The 15,255-nt window shown below is 54.8% G+C and carries 12 protein-coding genes and 1 tRNA gene; 3 read left to right on the top strand and 10 right to left on the bottom strand.

The window, feature by feature from the left end:
* Positions 1-30: 30 nt before the first annotated feature.
* Entirely contained in the window at positions 31-2,187 is a 2,157-nt protein-coding gene (locus ABKA16_RS02505; RefSeq protein ID WP_380999129.1) for an FtsK/SpoIIIE domain-containing protein, read from the top strand.
* An 89-nt stretch (positions 2,188-2,276) separates the two neighbouring features.
* Positions 2,277-2,546 carry a WhiB family transcriptional regulator gene (locus ABKA16_RS02500; RefSeq protein WP_380999131.1) on the top strand — a complete coding sequence of 90 codons (270 nt, stop codon included), beginning with the start codon at positions 2,277-2,279 and terminating at the stop codon, positions 2,544-2,546.
* 42 nt (positions 2,547-2,588) lie between these two features.
* Here the strand turns inward: ABKA16_RS02500 and ABKA16_RS02495 are convergent, their stop codons facing one another.
* Positions 2,589-4,088: a sensor histidine kinase gene (locus ABKA16_RS02495; protein ID WP_380999134.1), complete on the bottom strand. Its 1,500-nt coding sequence runs from the start codon at positions 4,086-4,088 to the stop codon at positions 2,589-2,591.
* Between the two features lie 111 nt (positions 4,089-4,199).
* On the opposite strand from ABKA16_RS02495, the gene trhA reads away from it, so the two are divergent.
* On the top strand, positions 4,200-5,138 hold the full coding sequence (trhA, locus tag ABKA16_RS02490; protein WP_380999137.1) for a PAQR family membrane homeostasis protein TrhA: 939 nt from the start codon (positions 4,200-4,202) through the stop codon (positions 5,136-5,138).
* A 54-nt stretch (positions 5,139-5,192) separates the two neighbouring features.
* Here the strand turns inward: trhA and ABKA16_RS02485 are convergent, their stop codons facing one another.
* The 9 genes from ABKA16_RS02485 to pth all read right to left on the bottom strand — a co-directional run bounded on the left by ABKA16_RS02485 (position 5,193) and on the right by pth (position 14,977).
* On the bottom strand, positions 5,193-5,678 hold the full coding sequence (locus ABKA16_RS02485) for a GreA/GreB family elongation factor (protein WP_380999140.1): 486 nt from the start codon (positions 5,676-5,678) through the stop codon (positions 5,193-5,195).
* Positions 5,679-5,812: 134 nt separating this feature from the next.
* A complete protein-coding gene (locus ABKA16_RS02480; RefSeq protein ID WP_380999142.1) occupies positions 5,813-6,226 on the bottom strand; it encodes an FKBP-type peptidyl-prolyl cis-trans isomerase in 414 nt (137 codons plus the stop codon).
* A gap of 146 nt (positions 6,227-6,372) precedes the next feature.
* A tRNA-Leu gene (locus tag ABKA16_RS02475) sits at positions 6,373-6,459 on the bottom strand.
* A gap of 54 nt (positions 6,460-6,513) precedes the next feature.
* Positions 6,514-7,509, bottom strand: a complete 996-nt coding sequence (locus ABKA16_RS02470; RefSeq protein WP_380999145.1) for a Ppx/GppA phosphatase family protein — start codon at positions 7,507-7,509, stop codon at positions 6,514-6,516.
* Between the two features lie 94 nt (positions 7,510-7,603).
* Positions 7,604-8,350 (bottom strand): DUF501 domain-containing protein, encoded by a 747-nt coding sequence (locus ABKA16_RS02465; RefSeq protein WP_380999148.1) that lies wholly within the window; start codon positions 8,348-8,350, stop codon positions 7,604-7,606.
* Positions 8,351-8,437: 87 nt separating this feature from the next.
* On the bottom strand, positions 8,438-9,220 hold the full coding sequence (locus ABKA16_RS02460) for an FtsB family cell division protein (protein WP_380999151.1): 783 nt from the start codon (positions 9,218-9,220) through the stop codon (positions 8,438-8,440).
* 111 nt (positions 9,221-9,331) lie between these two features.
* Entirely contained in the window at positions 9,332-10,627 is a 1,296-nt protein-coding gene (gene eno, locus ABKA16_RS02455; protein WP_007147408.1) for a phosphopyruvate hydratase, read from the bottom strand.
* A gap of 71 nt (positions 10,628-10,698) precedes the next feature.
* Entirely contained in the window at positions 10,699-14,388 is a 3,690-nt protein-coding gene (gene mfd / locus ABKA16_RS02450; RefSeq protein WP_380999154.1) for a transcription-repair coupling factor, read from the bottom strand.
* Positions 14,375-14,977, bottom strand: coding sequence for an aminoacyl-tRNA hydrolase (pth, locus tag ABKA16_RS02445; protein WP_380999157.1), 603 nt, complete (start codon positions 14,975-14,977; stop codon positions 14,375-14,377). Before pth ends, mfd begins: the two co-directional genes overlap by 14 nt.
* Positions 14,978-15,255 lie beyond the last annotated feature (278 nt).

Here is a 15,255-nt window from a genome sequence, read left to right as displayed (position 1 = left end):
TTCGCCCGGACTGCCGGCCATACTGGATATATGGCGCGCACGTTAAGCCCGCAGCAAATAGCACAGAAGAATGACCGTCTGGAAATACTGTCAGCAGTTGTCCCGGGGATCTCAGCATTCTTCGGCCAGATCGTCATGCTTATTGTTATGGTCTTCAATAAGCAGTACCTCTATCTTGTTTTCCTCATACCGGGGATCATCTCGGCTTTCGCGATATCCGTTATCATGTTTCTGCGGTGGCGCATGCGGAAATCCCTTCCCGCTGCCATACCGGAAACAGATCACGGCAGTACCGGCAGTCCGTGCAGCAGCGGGACCGTTTCCTTGGACCCTGTGCTCAGTATCCCGCCAAAAAACGTGGGAAAGCTTTTGCCGGCAAGGAACCTTTCTCAGCTGTACGGTACTGCTTTAACAGACTGGCGGAATATCCTGCGGCTATGGCTCGGCCATTCGGGAACAGGCAGCCCTGCCTCCTGCCCCGCCCGCGGCAGCAGCACAGAAGCCCCTGTTGGCACTGCCCTTTTCCCCGCAGCCGAAAAGCCTGCAGACAGCATGGCAGGCAGCGCTGGCAGGCGGGATATCCCACCGCAGGAGGCTCTCTGCCAGCTGGATCTTATACGCCAGGGGCCGCATGCACTTATTGCCGGGACTACCGGCTCGGGAAAATCGGTCTTCCTGGAAACCTGGTGCCTGTCGCTTGCCTGTTCATATCCTCCTGATCAGCTCAACCTTGTTTTCCTTGATTTCAAGGGCGGCGCCACTTTCCAGAGGCTGAAGCATCTCCCGCATACTGTGGGCAACGTAAGCGACCTTAATATCCCGCATGCGATGCGTGCCCTGCGCGCACTGGAATACGAACTTAAAAGGCGCGAACAGATCGTGCAGGGCAGCGGCGGGAACAGCATCCTGCACCTTAAGGATGCCCCTGCCCACCTTATTATCGTTATTGACGAATTCCATGCTCTGCGCGATGCCCTCCCTGATTACATCCCCAGGCTTATATCACTTGCAGCATTAGGCAGGTCTTTAGGGATACATGTTATCGCATGCACACAGAACCCTATGAGCCAGATCAGCAACGATATGAAAGCCAACCTGTCCCTCCATATATGCCTGAGGGTGCGCGACACCATGCAGTCGCTGGAACTCCTGGACATCCCCCATGCAGCAGCCCTTGACCCCCGGTCTCCCGGGGCAGGATATATCCACGACGGTGTCCAGTGCGTGCCTTTCCGCAGCGCGTACAGTGCTGATATTGCCGACATCGTGAAGGCAGCAGAAGATTCATACAGGTTTATGGTGTCTGCACGCAGCATCCATACCCGGGGCAATACCAGTTCTGATACCGGCAACCTCAGTACTGGCAGCAACAGTAATGGCAGTACAGGCACCAGGGAAGCCGGAAACCATCTGCCTCTGCTGTTCAGCGCACCGCTCCCCGCTTTTCTCCAGTCCGACCCGCAGCCTGCCGGGCCGGTATCCCCCTGCCTGCCCTCTTCGCCATGGATGCTGGATATGGGGCTGAAGGATAACGGCATAACTACCTCTCCATGGCGCATACCTCTCCAGGGCCAGAATATTGCAGTTATTGCCCCTCATGGTTTCGGGAAGACAGCTTTCCTGCGCATTATCAGGCGGTCATATATGCGCAGGCTCAATGCCATACAGCCTGCTAAATACCATGATGCCGGCATCCTGATACCACGCATCGCTGTATGTGATAATGCTGACCCCTATCTTGATCCGCTGACCTCTCCTGCCTTCCATGCTTTCAGCGGCAGTGATGGCGATACGCCAGCCATAGATACCCATACTGCCCGCACTGTAAATATCAAGGATCACAGTGCAGGGGATACAGATACTGCGGACAGGGACGTCGGAGAAACTGCCCGCTACCCTTTTGTCACCGAGATACGGTCTGCTGAAGGGTTTTATGCGTGTATGGGCAGTAAAGATATAACACTGTTCTACACAGTCAGTGATCCGCGCGCTGTGCATTACCCTCAGAACTGCGATGCCCGTATCGCCATCCCTACAGGTGAACGTTCAACTGATATCTTATGGGACCTGCCGGGAAGCCTGGCCAATGATGCCAGCTTTGCCGGCAAACGTATCCCCGGACGCGGCATTTACTGTGCCGACGAATCATATATCATCCAGACGTATACCGATATAACCGATATATAATACAAATTTTAATATTTTTTTAGCTGAACACTTGAAAAACGATACGATTCGTGGTTATCTCTTATATAGGTGATTTTTAGGAGGTATCTGTGAGCAGTTCACAAGATTGGCGCGCGAAAGCTGCATGCCGGGATAAAGACCCTGAGCTCTTCTTCCCAGTCGGTAATACAGGCCCTGCACTCCAGCAGATCGAAGAGGCAAAGGCGGTGTGCAGGACATGCGAAGTCGTAGACGAATGTCTGAAAACTGCATTGGACACCAACCAGGATTATGGGGTATGGGGCGGATACAGCGAGGATGAGCGCCGTGCACTCAAACGTAGGTATATGCGGGCACGCCGAAGTATGCATATGCAGTAAGTCTGTATAAAACTGCACATTCTGCACAGCCCGATTTCCTGGCTACTCTGCTGCACGCAGCTTCATGCTGATATCAACCCGTGTACCATGGGGATGGTTTGCACTCCAGCGGATAGTGCCGCCAAAGTCATTCGTTACAAAGGTATTGACGATTTGAGTGCCCAGTCCTGAACCTGATTCCCGCGGATTTTTACCTTTATCATCAACTTCAGTTTCAAGGCCGTTGCCGTCATCTTCCACAACAACATTAAGGCTTTTCCCGCTTCTGCCGACAGAAATACGGATATTCCCCTCTTTCCGGTTTTTAAAACCATGCTCGACGCAATTAGTCACCAGCTCCGTGAGTACAAGGGACAGCGGGGTCGCATCCTGTGCAGGCATCATGCCAAACTGCCCAAGGTACGATAACTTGATTTCCTGCTCATCGGTACTTGCCACTTCAACAGCCAGCCGCAGTATCTGTGAAATCACAGCGTCAAAATCAACTACCTCATCGGCAGTCTGGCTCAGCCCCTCATGGACAACAGCAATGGTTTCAAGCCTGCGCTGGGCTTCCTGAAGCTCTTTGCGTACTTCTTCATTTTTCGTCCTGCGCGACTGCAGCCTGAGGAGGGAGGACACCGCCTGCAGGTTGTTTTTGACCCTGTGATGCACTTCTGCTATGGTGGCTTCCTTCGTTTCCAGCTCCATCTCCCGGTGCCGCACCTCCGTAACATCACGGCACAGGATCACCGCTCCTGTGCGCTCCCCTTTCTTAAAAAGCGGGAAGCACCGCAGCGCAATAGAAGCAGTAGGGGTCGTTATTTCAGAATCAGCAAAGAATTTGCCCGCAAGCACGCCCGGAAGAGATTCGGGAACTTTATCATTTTCGCGGAACTGTTCAGTAATGAATTCGCTCAGATATCTGCCGATAACATTCGTTACAACGCCCAGCCGCCTGAAGCAGCTGACAGCGTTAGGGGCTGCATACTCGACAACCCCTTCTGCAGATAAAACAAGAAAACCGTCAGATACCCGCGGGTCATGCCGTTGCTTCGACATAAGATCATCGGTATAGGGGAAAGTCCCCTCGCCTATCATATCAAAAAGTTCCCGCCCCACATGGATGCTTTCCGACTCATAATGCCCATTTGCCAGGCGCATTATCATATTCGTCTCGCGTATGATCACGCCGAGGATCCTGTCCTGCCGCTTTACAGCAAGGAAGTCATCACACACGGTTGCAGTATCAACCATGCGGTAATGGTCGACATCCCCGTTGCCGACGCCGTTGAGCGCATCCATAACAGAAGGTACCAGGGCTGCAGGAAGATGCCTGCCTACCATATCGTCTACCTGCCGTGAAACAACGGTCGATGACCTGCACTGGGCCGCAATCACTAGCTGGGCTACATTATTTTCTTCGATCGGTATAACAAGCATAAGATCAGCAAAACTCAGGTCAGCAATAACCTGCCAGTCTTCGAGGATACGGCGGAGCCAGCCTTTATCTTCGTTAGTCAGCGAAGCGCTCCGCGCAAATACACTGGTAAAATCTGTCATACCCATTATTGTACAAACGCGGCGCTATCGGGCAACCCGATATAACTTCATTATGGCTGTGTACGTCATATCCCTGGTTACACTTGAAGAAGATATTAAGGAGCAACAGTTATGAAGAACACCGATGATGTCCGTACCGGGACCGGTAAAAGATCAGGGCAGTGCGGCAGCCGGGCTGGCACCCCGAAGGACGGAGACAGCCAGCAGAATATACCTGAAGTAAGCTCTGCTGCCGTCCAGCAAGTCCTGCTGGCCCGTATAGCCAAAGAACAGGCTAAGGCAGATGCCATCCGTGCACGGACTAAGGCAAAAGCTGCCCGGATACTTGCAAAAGGCGAATATAAAGCGAGCGTTATAGAGCAGAAAGCACAGGGGACGTATAAGAAAAAAGCACGCCTGGATGTCCACGGCCGGCCTAAACCCCTTATGCGCGGCTGGATACATCTTGCGGCAGCCCCTCTGGCGCTGGCAGCTGGGATCGTCCTTATCTGCCTGGCCCCCGGTGCAGGGCTCAAATGGGCATGCGCCGTGTTTATGGCAAGCTCTCTTACCCTTTTCGGCAATTCAGCGCTTTACCATATTGGGGACTGGCCGGAAAAAACTACCGATATCCTGCGCCGCATCGACCATGTCAATATCTTCCTTCTTATAGCAGGGACATACACCCCTGTGTCATTTGCGCTGTCACCGGGATGGAGGAATACCATCATACTGACCATGTGGATATTCACCGGTATCGCGCTGCTGATACATGTTGTATGGATCAATGCCCCGCGCTGGCTGTATACGGCTATCTACATTATTTTCGGTGTATCCGGAGTAGCATATCTGCGCCTTTTCTGGCTTTCTCCGCATGCCGGTCCGGCTGTAGTCTGGCTTGTTGTAGCGGGAGGGGCATGCTACATACTGGGAGCTATAGCCTATCTGCTGCGCAAGCCTGACCCATGGCCCATGGTTTTCGGTTTCCATGAGATATTCCATATCGGTACCGTTGCAGGGTTCGCATGCCACACCGTCGCTATATACTTCGTAGCAGTTTCAATGATGTAAGCGCGAAGCTGACGGGGCCGTACGGGACTGCCCCGCTCCAGCCTTATGCTATTGCTATTCAGATCCCAGCGGCCTGGAATCTTTTACAGTAACAGTGATCTCACGCCCGTTGGGGGCAGAATACGTTACCGTATCGCCTTTTTTCCGTCCGTTGACTGCAGCACCGATAGGTGATTCCGGGCTGATGATGTCATAATCTGTAGCAACAGACAGGTCATGCGATCCCAGGACATAAACCATCTCACGCCCGGCAATGTCAAGGGTGACAACCGATCCCGGGCCCACTTTACCCGCCCTGGGGGCTTTCAGTATTTCTGAATCACGGAGTTTAACTGTAAGCTCCTGTATACGCCCCTCGTTTTTGCCTTGTGCCTCCCTGGCAGCTTGGTATCCGCCGTTCTCACTGAGATCGCCTTCCGCGCGTGCTGCCGCAATTTTTTCTTTGATCTCTTCGCGAAGTTCGCCTTCACGGTAGGCAAGCTCTTCCTTCATCTTGTCGTATGCTTCCTGAGTCAGCATATAGACCTTATCCTGCGGCATAATAACCTCCTAAATCCAAACTTATCTATATAGCCATACTGCGGGCAAAAACTGCATCAGGCTCGCAGGCCTTTACTGCCAAATCCTGGGACCCGCCCCGCGGCCGCGGTATTGCGGTTGTCCCGGAGAGTACTTTACCGGGCCGTAGAAATGATATCAATAACGAACACGAGCGTATCGCCGCCCCCTATGCCGGCAGCCGGCATGCCGTTCCTGCCGTAGCCGTACTCGGGCGGGATGGAAACAATCAGCCGGGAGCCGACGTTATGCCCCGGAACGAGCTGGTCCCACCCGCGGATAACCTGTCCTATCCCAATGCCGAAAGAAGCCGGCTGATGGCGGGAGAAACTCGAATCAAAAGGAGTGTCTTTGCCCCAGACAACACCGTGATAATTCACAGTGACCCTGTCCCCTTTACGGACTACAGGGCCGTCCCCCTCGGTTATTTCCAGCCCGCGAAGCCCTGCAGGCGCTTCCGGGGACGGGAATGTGATCACAGGCATGCTGCCGAATTCAGCGTTCACCTGAGGCATATCTGATACATCCATAATACTCCTGCCTTTATATCTCAGCTTAACTTATTACTTTCCTGCAGTCCTGCGGTGCCGGGACTGCTTCTGCAGCTTTTCAGCTTTTACACAACAGAGGTGGCCGTACTGCGGGCCTTCCGGTCCGGCACAGCCACCTCTGCTCCTGGTGCCCCGGGCGGGACTTGAACCCGCAAGACTTTAAGGTCGGCGGATTTTAAGTCCGCTGCGTCTACCGATTCCGCCACCGGGGCATGCCGCATGGCCAAAGCCGCGAGGCACCCACCTATTATGCCACAAGGCCAGGCCTAGCCTTTCCCCGCAAGCAGTTTTATGCCCAGATCCCTGACAATGCCGTCAAGAAGCCCGTGCTCGCTGACCATAACAGTGCTGAGTTCCCTGCCCCGGCTTTGGACAGAAAGGGATACACGTTTAAGGACCTCGGTGAAAATCAAAGCACCGGCCCCAATAACATCAAGCCTTCCCGGATGGATAACGCCGAGGCTTCCCCGCTGAGCGCGGTCCATATGGAGGACAGCGCTGTCCGCTTCATATATCCTGCTGATATCCAGCAGTGCACCGTCTACGGCATCGCGGTCATATGTGCTGAGCCCCAGAGCGACTGAAGCCATAGTGGTCACTGTGCCTGAGACCCCGATGAATGTCCCGGTCCGGGAGATATCCACTGCCGCACACGCCGTATCAATAGCAGCGTTCACATCATCTGCAGCCCGGGCGATCTGCCCGTCATCAGGAGGGTCTGAGAGGAGATGCCTTTCACTTATACGCACCGACCCTGTATCCATGGAATACGCCTGGGAAACATCAGTGACCGGGATACTGCGCCCATCCCCGCCAAGCACAAGCTCAGTGGATCCGCCGCCAAGATCCATCACCAGGTACGGTGCCTGATGGGCAGATGTATCGACTACGGAAGTAGCGCCGAGGAAGCTCAGCCGTGCCTCTTCCTCGCCAGGTATGACATCGGGGCGTACGCCAAGCCTGCTGTATACGTAATCTTCAAATTCACTGCGGTTTGTGGCATCCCGCGTCGCGCTCGTAGCCACGAACCGAATACCGTCAAGGTCGTAGCCGTTAAGGATATGGGCAAATTCATCAATAGCCGCAAAAGTACGCTGCAGGGCATCCTGGCTGAACCGGCGGGTTTTATCCACACCCTGGCCGAGCCTTACTACCCGCATGATGCGGGGCACGAGGACGGTAACGCCCGTCTCATCCATGCGGGCGACCATCAGCCGGATCGAGTTAGTGCCGCAATCAATTCCGGCAACAGTTACAGCCATATTTTCCCCTGCTCAGATATGCTAAGTTACTTATTCTTGTTCTGCATTGTATGCTGTTTTACATATTGGCATACTGGTGCCATGCACCACAGCGTCACGATTCTATACTATGCCCGGAACACCTGCATACCGACGGATCGAATTCATCGGCAATAAGGTCCAGGACGATATCCCCGAAAGGGTTTACCCCCCTGCCCATAACAAGGCTCTGGGCTGCCAGCGCATGCAGGCATTTCACCCGTTCAGGCATCCCTCCTGCACTGATCCCGGAAATATGTCCTTCGCTGTCGCCAAGCTTTTGGGCCAGATGATGCCTGAAAATAAGATAGAGTTTATGGGCTTCACGATAGCTCTGCACTATCCCGGGACCTGGGTTTCCGGGATTTCCTGTATTGCCGGTGCCGCCGGGACGTAAGGAACCATCAGGTTTGCCATGGTCATCAGGCCTGCCAGTACTGCCGGAGCAGCCAAAGCTCCCCTCCCCCTGAAGGAGGGCAGTGAATTCAGCCATTTTCCCCGACGCCTCAACCCTGGAAATTGCCTTTGCTGCTGCGGGAAAGGTGAGATAAAACGTTGTTGGGAAAGGTATTTTCCCATCCAGCAATGGGCGGGTCACCGTAACAAGCGGACGGCCGCACACACACCTGGCACCAACTGCCACCATGCCTCGGGGATACCGTCCCAGCTGCCGTTCAACCTCATTGACATCACACTGCTCAAGCGATCCGGCAAGAAGGGAATCGCACAGTTTTTCAGCAGCCTTCGCCCTAAGGGCAAAAATACCGGCCTGCACCTCAGCAGCGGTACTGCCGCCTGTATCTGTTATGCCTGCTGTATCCACTGTATTCCCCGGTCCTGCCCTGCCATATTATTCCCACTACGCTTATTACTTATCCCGGTCCTGCCCTGCCGCAGCCGGGATCTGCCATCAATGCCGGGTACGCCTGTTCTGCCAGCGCTGCTGCTCTTCCTGGCTGGGAATACGGTCAGAGGGCCGCGAACCGTCATTATTCCCCTTAGTATCCGTTGTATCTGCTTTCTGCATGGAATACAGCATCTCTTTATACCAGGGAAGTTTCTGCCCGGATGAAGCTGCTGATGACGATGGTGCGTTGCTGCTGCCTGAAGCTGAAGGCCCTGTTTTATGCTTTGAATTTTCAAGGATGATAGACTGCTCGCCGGGATACACGAATCCCAGGCGCTCACGTGCCTGCGCCACCACATAAGCCTTATCGTTCCACCGCGATATCTCATTTTCCAGGCCTGCCTTCCTGGCGGCCAGGCTTGCTTCCTGTGCCTTGAGGGAACTTAGCTCAGACGTGCTTTTAACGTACAGCTGTACTGTCGTAAACAGCTGGATAAGGCAGAAAATCACGATTATCAGAGCCGCAAAAAACGAGATAGGGCCGTTCTGCTTTATTGAGTAAGCCGCCCTGGACATACGGGAACTGCCGGCGCCGCGGGAACCCTGCGATTCACGCATATTTTCCCTCCGTAAGGGGTCCCTGCGCGGGGAACGTCCGGGCTGTGTATCCGGCCCGGTACCCTTATCCCGCACGGCGCGGCCATCTTTCCCGGCACGCCTGTGCCGTCCAGCCAGCCTGCCCAAAATGCCGTGCCGGCGGCCTTTACGAGGTTTGTCGGACGGATCGGAAGAGCCGCCCCTGTCTCCCAAAAACCTGCTTTCCTGTGAAGGCATACGCAAAACCATATATACAAAATACCCGTCCAACTCGACGTGGAGAAGGGCGGGTATTACTTTTACGGGCTTCAGCCTTAAGAGCCTTCAGTTGGCAGCCTTAAGGCAGCCAAGCGGCAACCCTCAGCCGGCATACTTCCTGCAGGCTTTGAAAGCACTGTACCCTGCATACTGTGCTGTAGAACCGAGCTCCTCTTCAATCTCAAGGAGGCGGTTGTACTTTGCAATACGCTCACCGCGGGCAGGTGCACCGGTCTTGATCTGGCCGGTATTCTTGGCAACAGCGAGGTCAGAAATCGTTGTATCCGGGGTTTCGCCTGAACGGTGGGAAACCATGGAGGTGAAGCCGTTGCGGGTGGCAAGCTCAATAGCATCCAGGGTCTCAGTCACAGTACCGATCTGGTTGAGCTTGACAAGCAGGGAGTTGGCAGCGCCCATATCAATACCCTTCTGCAGGCGCTTCGGGTTGGTAACAAGCAGGTCATCGCCAACGAACTGGAGGCGGCCGCCAAGGCGCTGGGTTATAGCAGCCCAGTCTTCCCAGCCTTCTTCCTGGAACGGATCTTCAATTGATACGATTGGGTACTCATCAACAAGCTTCTCATAGAAATCAAGCATGTATGCGGAATCACGGTCTTCACCGTCAAAATGGTACTTGCCGGTTTCCTTGTTATAGAACTCGGAGGAGGCAACATCAAGGCAGATGCCGATCTGCCTGCCAGGCTCATACCCGGCAGCTTCAATAGCGTTGATGATATACTTGAGGGAATCCTCATTGGACTTCATCTTCGGAGCAAAGCCGCCCTCATCGCCAAGGCCTGTGGCAAGGCCATCCTTCTTCAGGACGCTTTTCAGCGTGTGATAGACTTCAACACCTGCGCGCAGGGCCTCATGATAGGAATCGAACCCGTACGGGGAGATCATATACTCCTGGATGTCGGTAGCGAAATCGGCATGGGCGCCGCCATTCATAATATTCATGTTCGGTACAGGGAGGATATGCCCGTTGGTGCCGCCAATGTAACGGTACAGAGGCAGGTCAGCAGACTCTGCCGACGCATACAGGGCAGCAAGGGATACGCCGAGGATAGCGTTTGCGCCAAGGCGGCCCTTATTCGGGGTACCGTCAAGCTCGATCATGGTTTCATCAAGCGCGCGCTGGTCAGTGGCGTCCATACCAATGACCTTAGGGGCGATCTCTTCATTTACAGCCTTAACAGCATCAAGCACACCCTTGCCCTGGTAACGGGACTTATCGCCGTCGCGGCGCTCCCATGCCTCAGCTTCACCGGTAGAAGCGCCTGAAGGGACAAGGCCATGCCCCAGTGCACCGTCGTCGGTTTCCAGAAGGACTTCTACAGTAGGATTACCACGGGAATCAAGGATCTCACGTGCATAAATACTTTCAATAATTGCCACAACTACTCCTTTTGTCTGGTTGTGTGAACAATCCTAAGATTACTCGATTTTCTGGACGTTTCGTAAACGTGTTACAGGGTATTTTTTACAGCCGGGGCATGCCATGACAGGTCATCAAGCAGCCGGCCTGTCCAGCTGATGACCTCCTGGGGATCCATGGGCGCTGAATCAAAGGTCTCCTGGAAAGGTGCGGGGATGATCACAGTATGTATGGAAGGCCTGTACTGGACAGTTTTATAAATACGCTTCAGCCTGAGCAACACGGAATCTTTCGGATCACAGCCAACAACCCTGATATTCTTCCCCTGGGCGATCATATCGGTTATCCCCATGGCTCTGGCGCGCATACGCAGCCGCGCAACATCAAACAGCAGGTCCAGGGACTTGGGAGGTGTACCGTAACGGTCAGTGAGCTCATCCCGTATATCGGCAAAATCATCCTGCGAATGTGCTGAAGCGATCTTGCGGTAGGCTTCCAGGCGCAGCTTATCTGAACCGATGTAATCTTCGGGGATGGACGCCTCGACCGGAAGGTCGATGGACGTTGATACAGCCTCTGTACGCTCAGGCTCCTTATAATCCTGCACAGCATCGGATACCATGCGGACGTAAAGGTCAAACCCGACTCCTTCGATATGCCCGGACTGCTCGCCTCCAAGCAGGTTGCCCGTCCCGCGGATCTCCAGGTCTTTCATGGCAACATCGTACCCGGCACCCAAAGCAGTGTTCTGCGCAATAGTTGACAGGCGGTCATGCGCCATCTGTGTCATAGCTTTTGCGGGATCATAAAGGAAATAAGCGTAAGCGCGTTCCCTGCCCCTGCCTACCCGGCCGCGCAGCTGATGGAGCTGGGACAGCCCGAAGCGGTCGGCACGGTCAACGATAAGGGTATTGGCATTGGAAATATCCAGCCCTGTTTCCACGATAGTTGTACATACAAGCACATCGATATCCCGATGCCAGAAATCCCGGATAACAGTATCCAGCTGCTTCTCCCCCATTTTCCCGTGGGCAGTGCCGATCCTGGCTTCGGGGACAAGCTCCCGGATATGCGAAGCGATCGCGGAAATATCCTGGACCCGGTTATGCACATAGAATACCTGTCCTCCGCGCAAAAGTTCACGCCGCACTGCTGCAGCCACCTGGGCATCCTCATACACGCCCACATAAGTAAGGACAGGCAGGCGGTCTTCCGGAGGGGTTGCCAGCGTAGACATTTCGCGGATCCCTGTGACCGCCATCTCCAGCGTGCGCGGGATAGGCGTTGCAGACAGGCTGAGGACATCTACATTGGTGCGCAGGGCTTTCAGGGTTTCTTTATGTTCTACGCCGAAACGCTGCTCTTCATCAATGATCACAAGCCCCAGGTCCTTGAACTTGATCTTAGGGTTGAGCAGCTTATGCGTGCCGATGACCAGGTCAACGCTGCCGTCTTCAAGGCCTTTGGCTGTTTCAGCGCTTTCTTTCGCCGTCTGGAACCGGCTGAGCATTTTTACTGTTACAGGGAAGCCTTCATAACGTTCTGTAAATGTTTCATAGTGCTGCTGCGCCAGGAGGGTAGTAGGCACAAGCACTGCAACCTGTTTTGAATCCTGGATGGCTTTGAAGGCCGCCCGCACAGCGATCTCGGTTTTGCCGAAGCCGACATCACCGCAGATAAGGCGGTCCATGGGGACGGGTTTCTCCATGTCAGCCTTGACCTCGTCAATCGTTGTCAGCTGGTCGGGCGTTTCCTGGTAGGGGAATGCTTCTTCAAGCTCATGCTGCCATGGGGTATCGGGGCTGAAAGCAAAGCCTGCCGTACGCTGGCGTGCAGCATACAGTTTGACAAGGTCTTGGGCTATCTCCTTGACTTTTTTGCGTGCCCTGGCTTTTGTGGCAGCCCAGTCGGACCCGCCCAACTTATTGAGTTTCGGGATCTCCGCACCAATATATTTGCTGATAAGGTCAAGCTGGTCTGTGGGGATATAGAGTTTGTCAGGCGCCGCACCCCGCTTGCCTGGGGCATATTCGATAACAAGGTATTCCCGGAACGCCTGGGACGGCTGGGATGGCTGAGACAGCTGAGACGGCCGGGATAGCGGCTGGGCGGGTATCCCCCGCCCGGACAGCCCCGCCGGGCGGACAGGGCGCCGGGCCATTTCCACAAAACGGCCTATGCCGTGCTGCTCATGGACAACATAATCGCCCTTTTTCAGTTCCATAATGTCAATGGCTTTGCGGCGGCGCGCGGGCGTGCGGATCTGGGAAGCTGCGCTGGAGTGCCCGGTTATATCCCGTTCCGTTAAAACGGCGGTTTTAGCCTCCTCGTCTATGAAGCCGTCAGACGCCATAGAGAGTGCGAAATCCAGTCCGGTGATACCCGCTGCAGCGGCAACACGTTTAAGGCGGCTGAGCGTGCCGCGGGCGGCGGCGGTCACAGTGACGGCTATGCCGCGCTCGCGCAGTGCTGCAATACCTCCCGCTGCCCTGGCTTCATCGCCGCGGTATTCTTCCGGCGGCACTGCCGCGAGCCGGGCGTGCCCGCCAGCCGAACTGTCTACACCTAAGCTCGACAAGTCCCAGCACGATTTATGGGTAAGCCGGAGGGCACTGTGCACTTCATCAAAATCCATGAAGCTGGACTTGTCGAAACTGATGGGCGCAGCCGCACCCTGGCCGCCCGCCGCCGCATGCCAGCCTGCTGCCATGAATTCACTGGCTGTTTTTGCCAGATCCTGCGCGGCACGCTTCAGCCTTTCCACATCGCTGAACATAATGACAGCATCCTTGGGGAACAGCGAATATACCGGCATCATGTCATCGATAAGCGCCGGGATCAGCGATTCCATCCCTTCTACGGGCACTCCCCGCGCAATAGATTCCAGCATGTCATCCGCATTAGGGATTGAACCGGCCAGCGCTTCCGCCCTGCGGCGCACACTCTCTGTCAGCTGCAGTTCCCGGCAGGCAGGCGCCCATATCTGGTGTATATTTTCACCAAATGTGCGCTGGTCTGAAGCGTGGAAAGCATGTATGCTGTCTATGTCATCGCCAAAGAAATCAATGCGCACGGGGTGCGCGGCTGTGGGCGGGAAAATGTCAAGGATGCCTCCGCGCACCGCGAATTCCCCGCGATCCATCACCAGGTCTGTGCGCGTATAGGCATTCTCCACAAGGCGGGCGGCCGCCCGGTCCAGGCCCATCTGCCCGCCTACCGTGAAAACCAGTGGTTCCACATCCTGTATGCCCCGCACCACGGGCTGGATAAGCGAGCGCACAGGCACTGCTATTACTTTCAGCGGACCGAACAATGATGACCCTTCTACCGGATGGGCCAGCCTGCGGAAAACTGACATGCGGCGGGCAACCGTATCCGCCCGCGGGGAAAGCCGCTCATGCGGCAGGGTCTCCCAATCCGCTATAGAGCCAATATCCCCAGGGTCACCGCCATACCATGACCGTACTGACTCAACCATATCCTGCGCTTCGCGGTTTGAAGGCACCACAATAACAACAGGCCTCCCGGATCCGCTATCGCTGCCTGTCTTACTGCCGCCGGCAGAATCGGCTCCAGGCGCAGGCATCCCTTCTGCTGCTGCAGCTGCAAGCGCAGGGCGTATCCCTGCAGGAGCCCCTACAAGGGAAAACCCCGATCCGTCTTCTGCCAGCTGGGCAAAAGCAGTGTCTCGGAAAAGGGCAGGGATAAGCGGTGCCAGAGTACCGTTAAGAACCGGGGCGCCTCCTGGGGCAGCACCGGCAGCATCTTTATCTTCTGCCATTGAACTGCTCCTGGGTCTTCTCAATACCCTTGAAAATTATCATTTCCGCAGCATCGGCAGCATCCGCTATAAAACTGTCAAGCTGCTGTTTCTGTGAAGCGTTAAAACCACCCAGGACCCAGCTGATGGCATTATCATGCGCATGCGATCCGCGCTGGGAATGCCCCACCCCCATGCGCACACGGTTATAATCAGCGGTACCGAGCGACCGGTCTATCGACTTGATCCCGTTGTGCCCGCCCGGGGAGCCGCCGTTCTTGGTTTTGATTCGGCCGAACTCCAGATCCATATCATCGTGGACCACCACTATCCGGTTTTCGGGGATACCGTAGTACGCACTTATCGAAGCAACCGCATTGCCGGAATCATTCATAAAAGTCAGCGGTTTCGCAAGGAAAAACTTCCGGGCCGCGCCGTCCAGCGACATCACCCCTTTGCCAAGCAGTGCAAGGCCTTTATGGTCGCTGAATGAAACGGACCACCGTTCCGCCAGAAGGTCGGCACACATAAAGCCCATGTTATGCCGTGTCCCTTCATATTTTTTGCCGGGATTCCCCAAACCTGCAATAAGCCAGAAATCAGATGCCATTCCTTTGCCTGCCATGCCCTATATCACAATCAATACCAATAATACGCCCATATATTCTATCAATCGGACGGACTGTTGACGGCCGGAACAACCAAAACCTTCAATGGCACCGTATATACCAGCTATTCAAGCATAGCCGCCGCGACAGCATATATTTTCAGCACAGTATGCATTCTCAGCCTATTTTCAGAAAAACGCCAAGAGAGTGTTAAGCTTGAAGGCCTTTAATAATGAATACCAGCAAAAACAGTAACCTCGCTGGCCAAGAGTTTCCTCTT

The sequence above is a fragment of the Scardovia wiggsiae genome (genome assembly GCF_051045985.1).
Taxonomy (GTDB): domain Bacteria; phylum Actinomycetota; class Actinomycetes; order Actinomycetales; family Bifidobacteriaceae; genus Scardovia; species Scardovia wiggsiae.
The sequence above is the reverse complement of the archived record's forward strand: the minus strand, read 5'-3'. Positions and strand labels throughout refer to the sequence as shown.

Excerpts from the sequence above, each read along its gene's own strand:
- ABKA16_RS02505 (WP_380999129.1), top strand. The coding sequence starts at position 31 with ATGGCGCGCACGTTAAGCCCGCAGCAAATAGCACAGAAGAATGACCGT.
- ABKA16_RS02495 (WP_380999134.1), bottom strand. The coding sequence starts at position 4,088 with ATGACAGATTTTACCAGTGTATTTGCGCGGAGCGCTTCGCTGACTAAC.
- trhA (WP_380999137.1), top strand. The coding sequence starts at position 4,200 with ATGAAGAACACCGATGATGTCCGTACCGGGACCGGTAAAAGATCAGGG.
- ABKA16_RS02485 (WP_380999140.1), bottom strand. The coding sequence starts at position 5,678 with ATGCCGCAGGATAAGGTCTATATGCTGACTCAGGAAGCATACGACAAG.
- ABKA16_RS02480 (WP_380999142.1), bottom strand. The coding sequence starts at position 6,226 with ATGGATGTATCAGATATGCCTCAGGTGAACGCTGAATTCGGCAGCATG.
- ABKA16_RS02470 (WP_380999145.1), bottom strand. The coding sequence starts at position 7,509 with ATGGCTGTAACTGTTGCCGGAATTGATTGCGGCACTAACTCGATCCGG.
- ABKA16_RS02460 (WP_380999151.1), bottom strand. The coding sequence starts at position 9,220 with ATGGTTTTGCGTATGCCTTCACAGGAAAGCAGGTTTTTGGGAGACAGG.
- mfd (WP_380999154.1), bottom strand. The coding sequence starts at position 14,388 with ATGGCAGAAGATAAAGATGCTGCCGGTGCTGCCCCAGGAGGCGCCCCG.
- pth (WP_380999157.1), bottom strand. The coding sequence starts at position 14,977 with ATGGCATCTGATTTCTGGCTTATTGCAGGTTTGGGGAATCCCGGCAAA.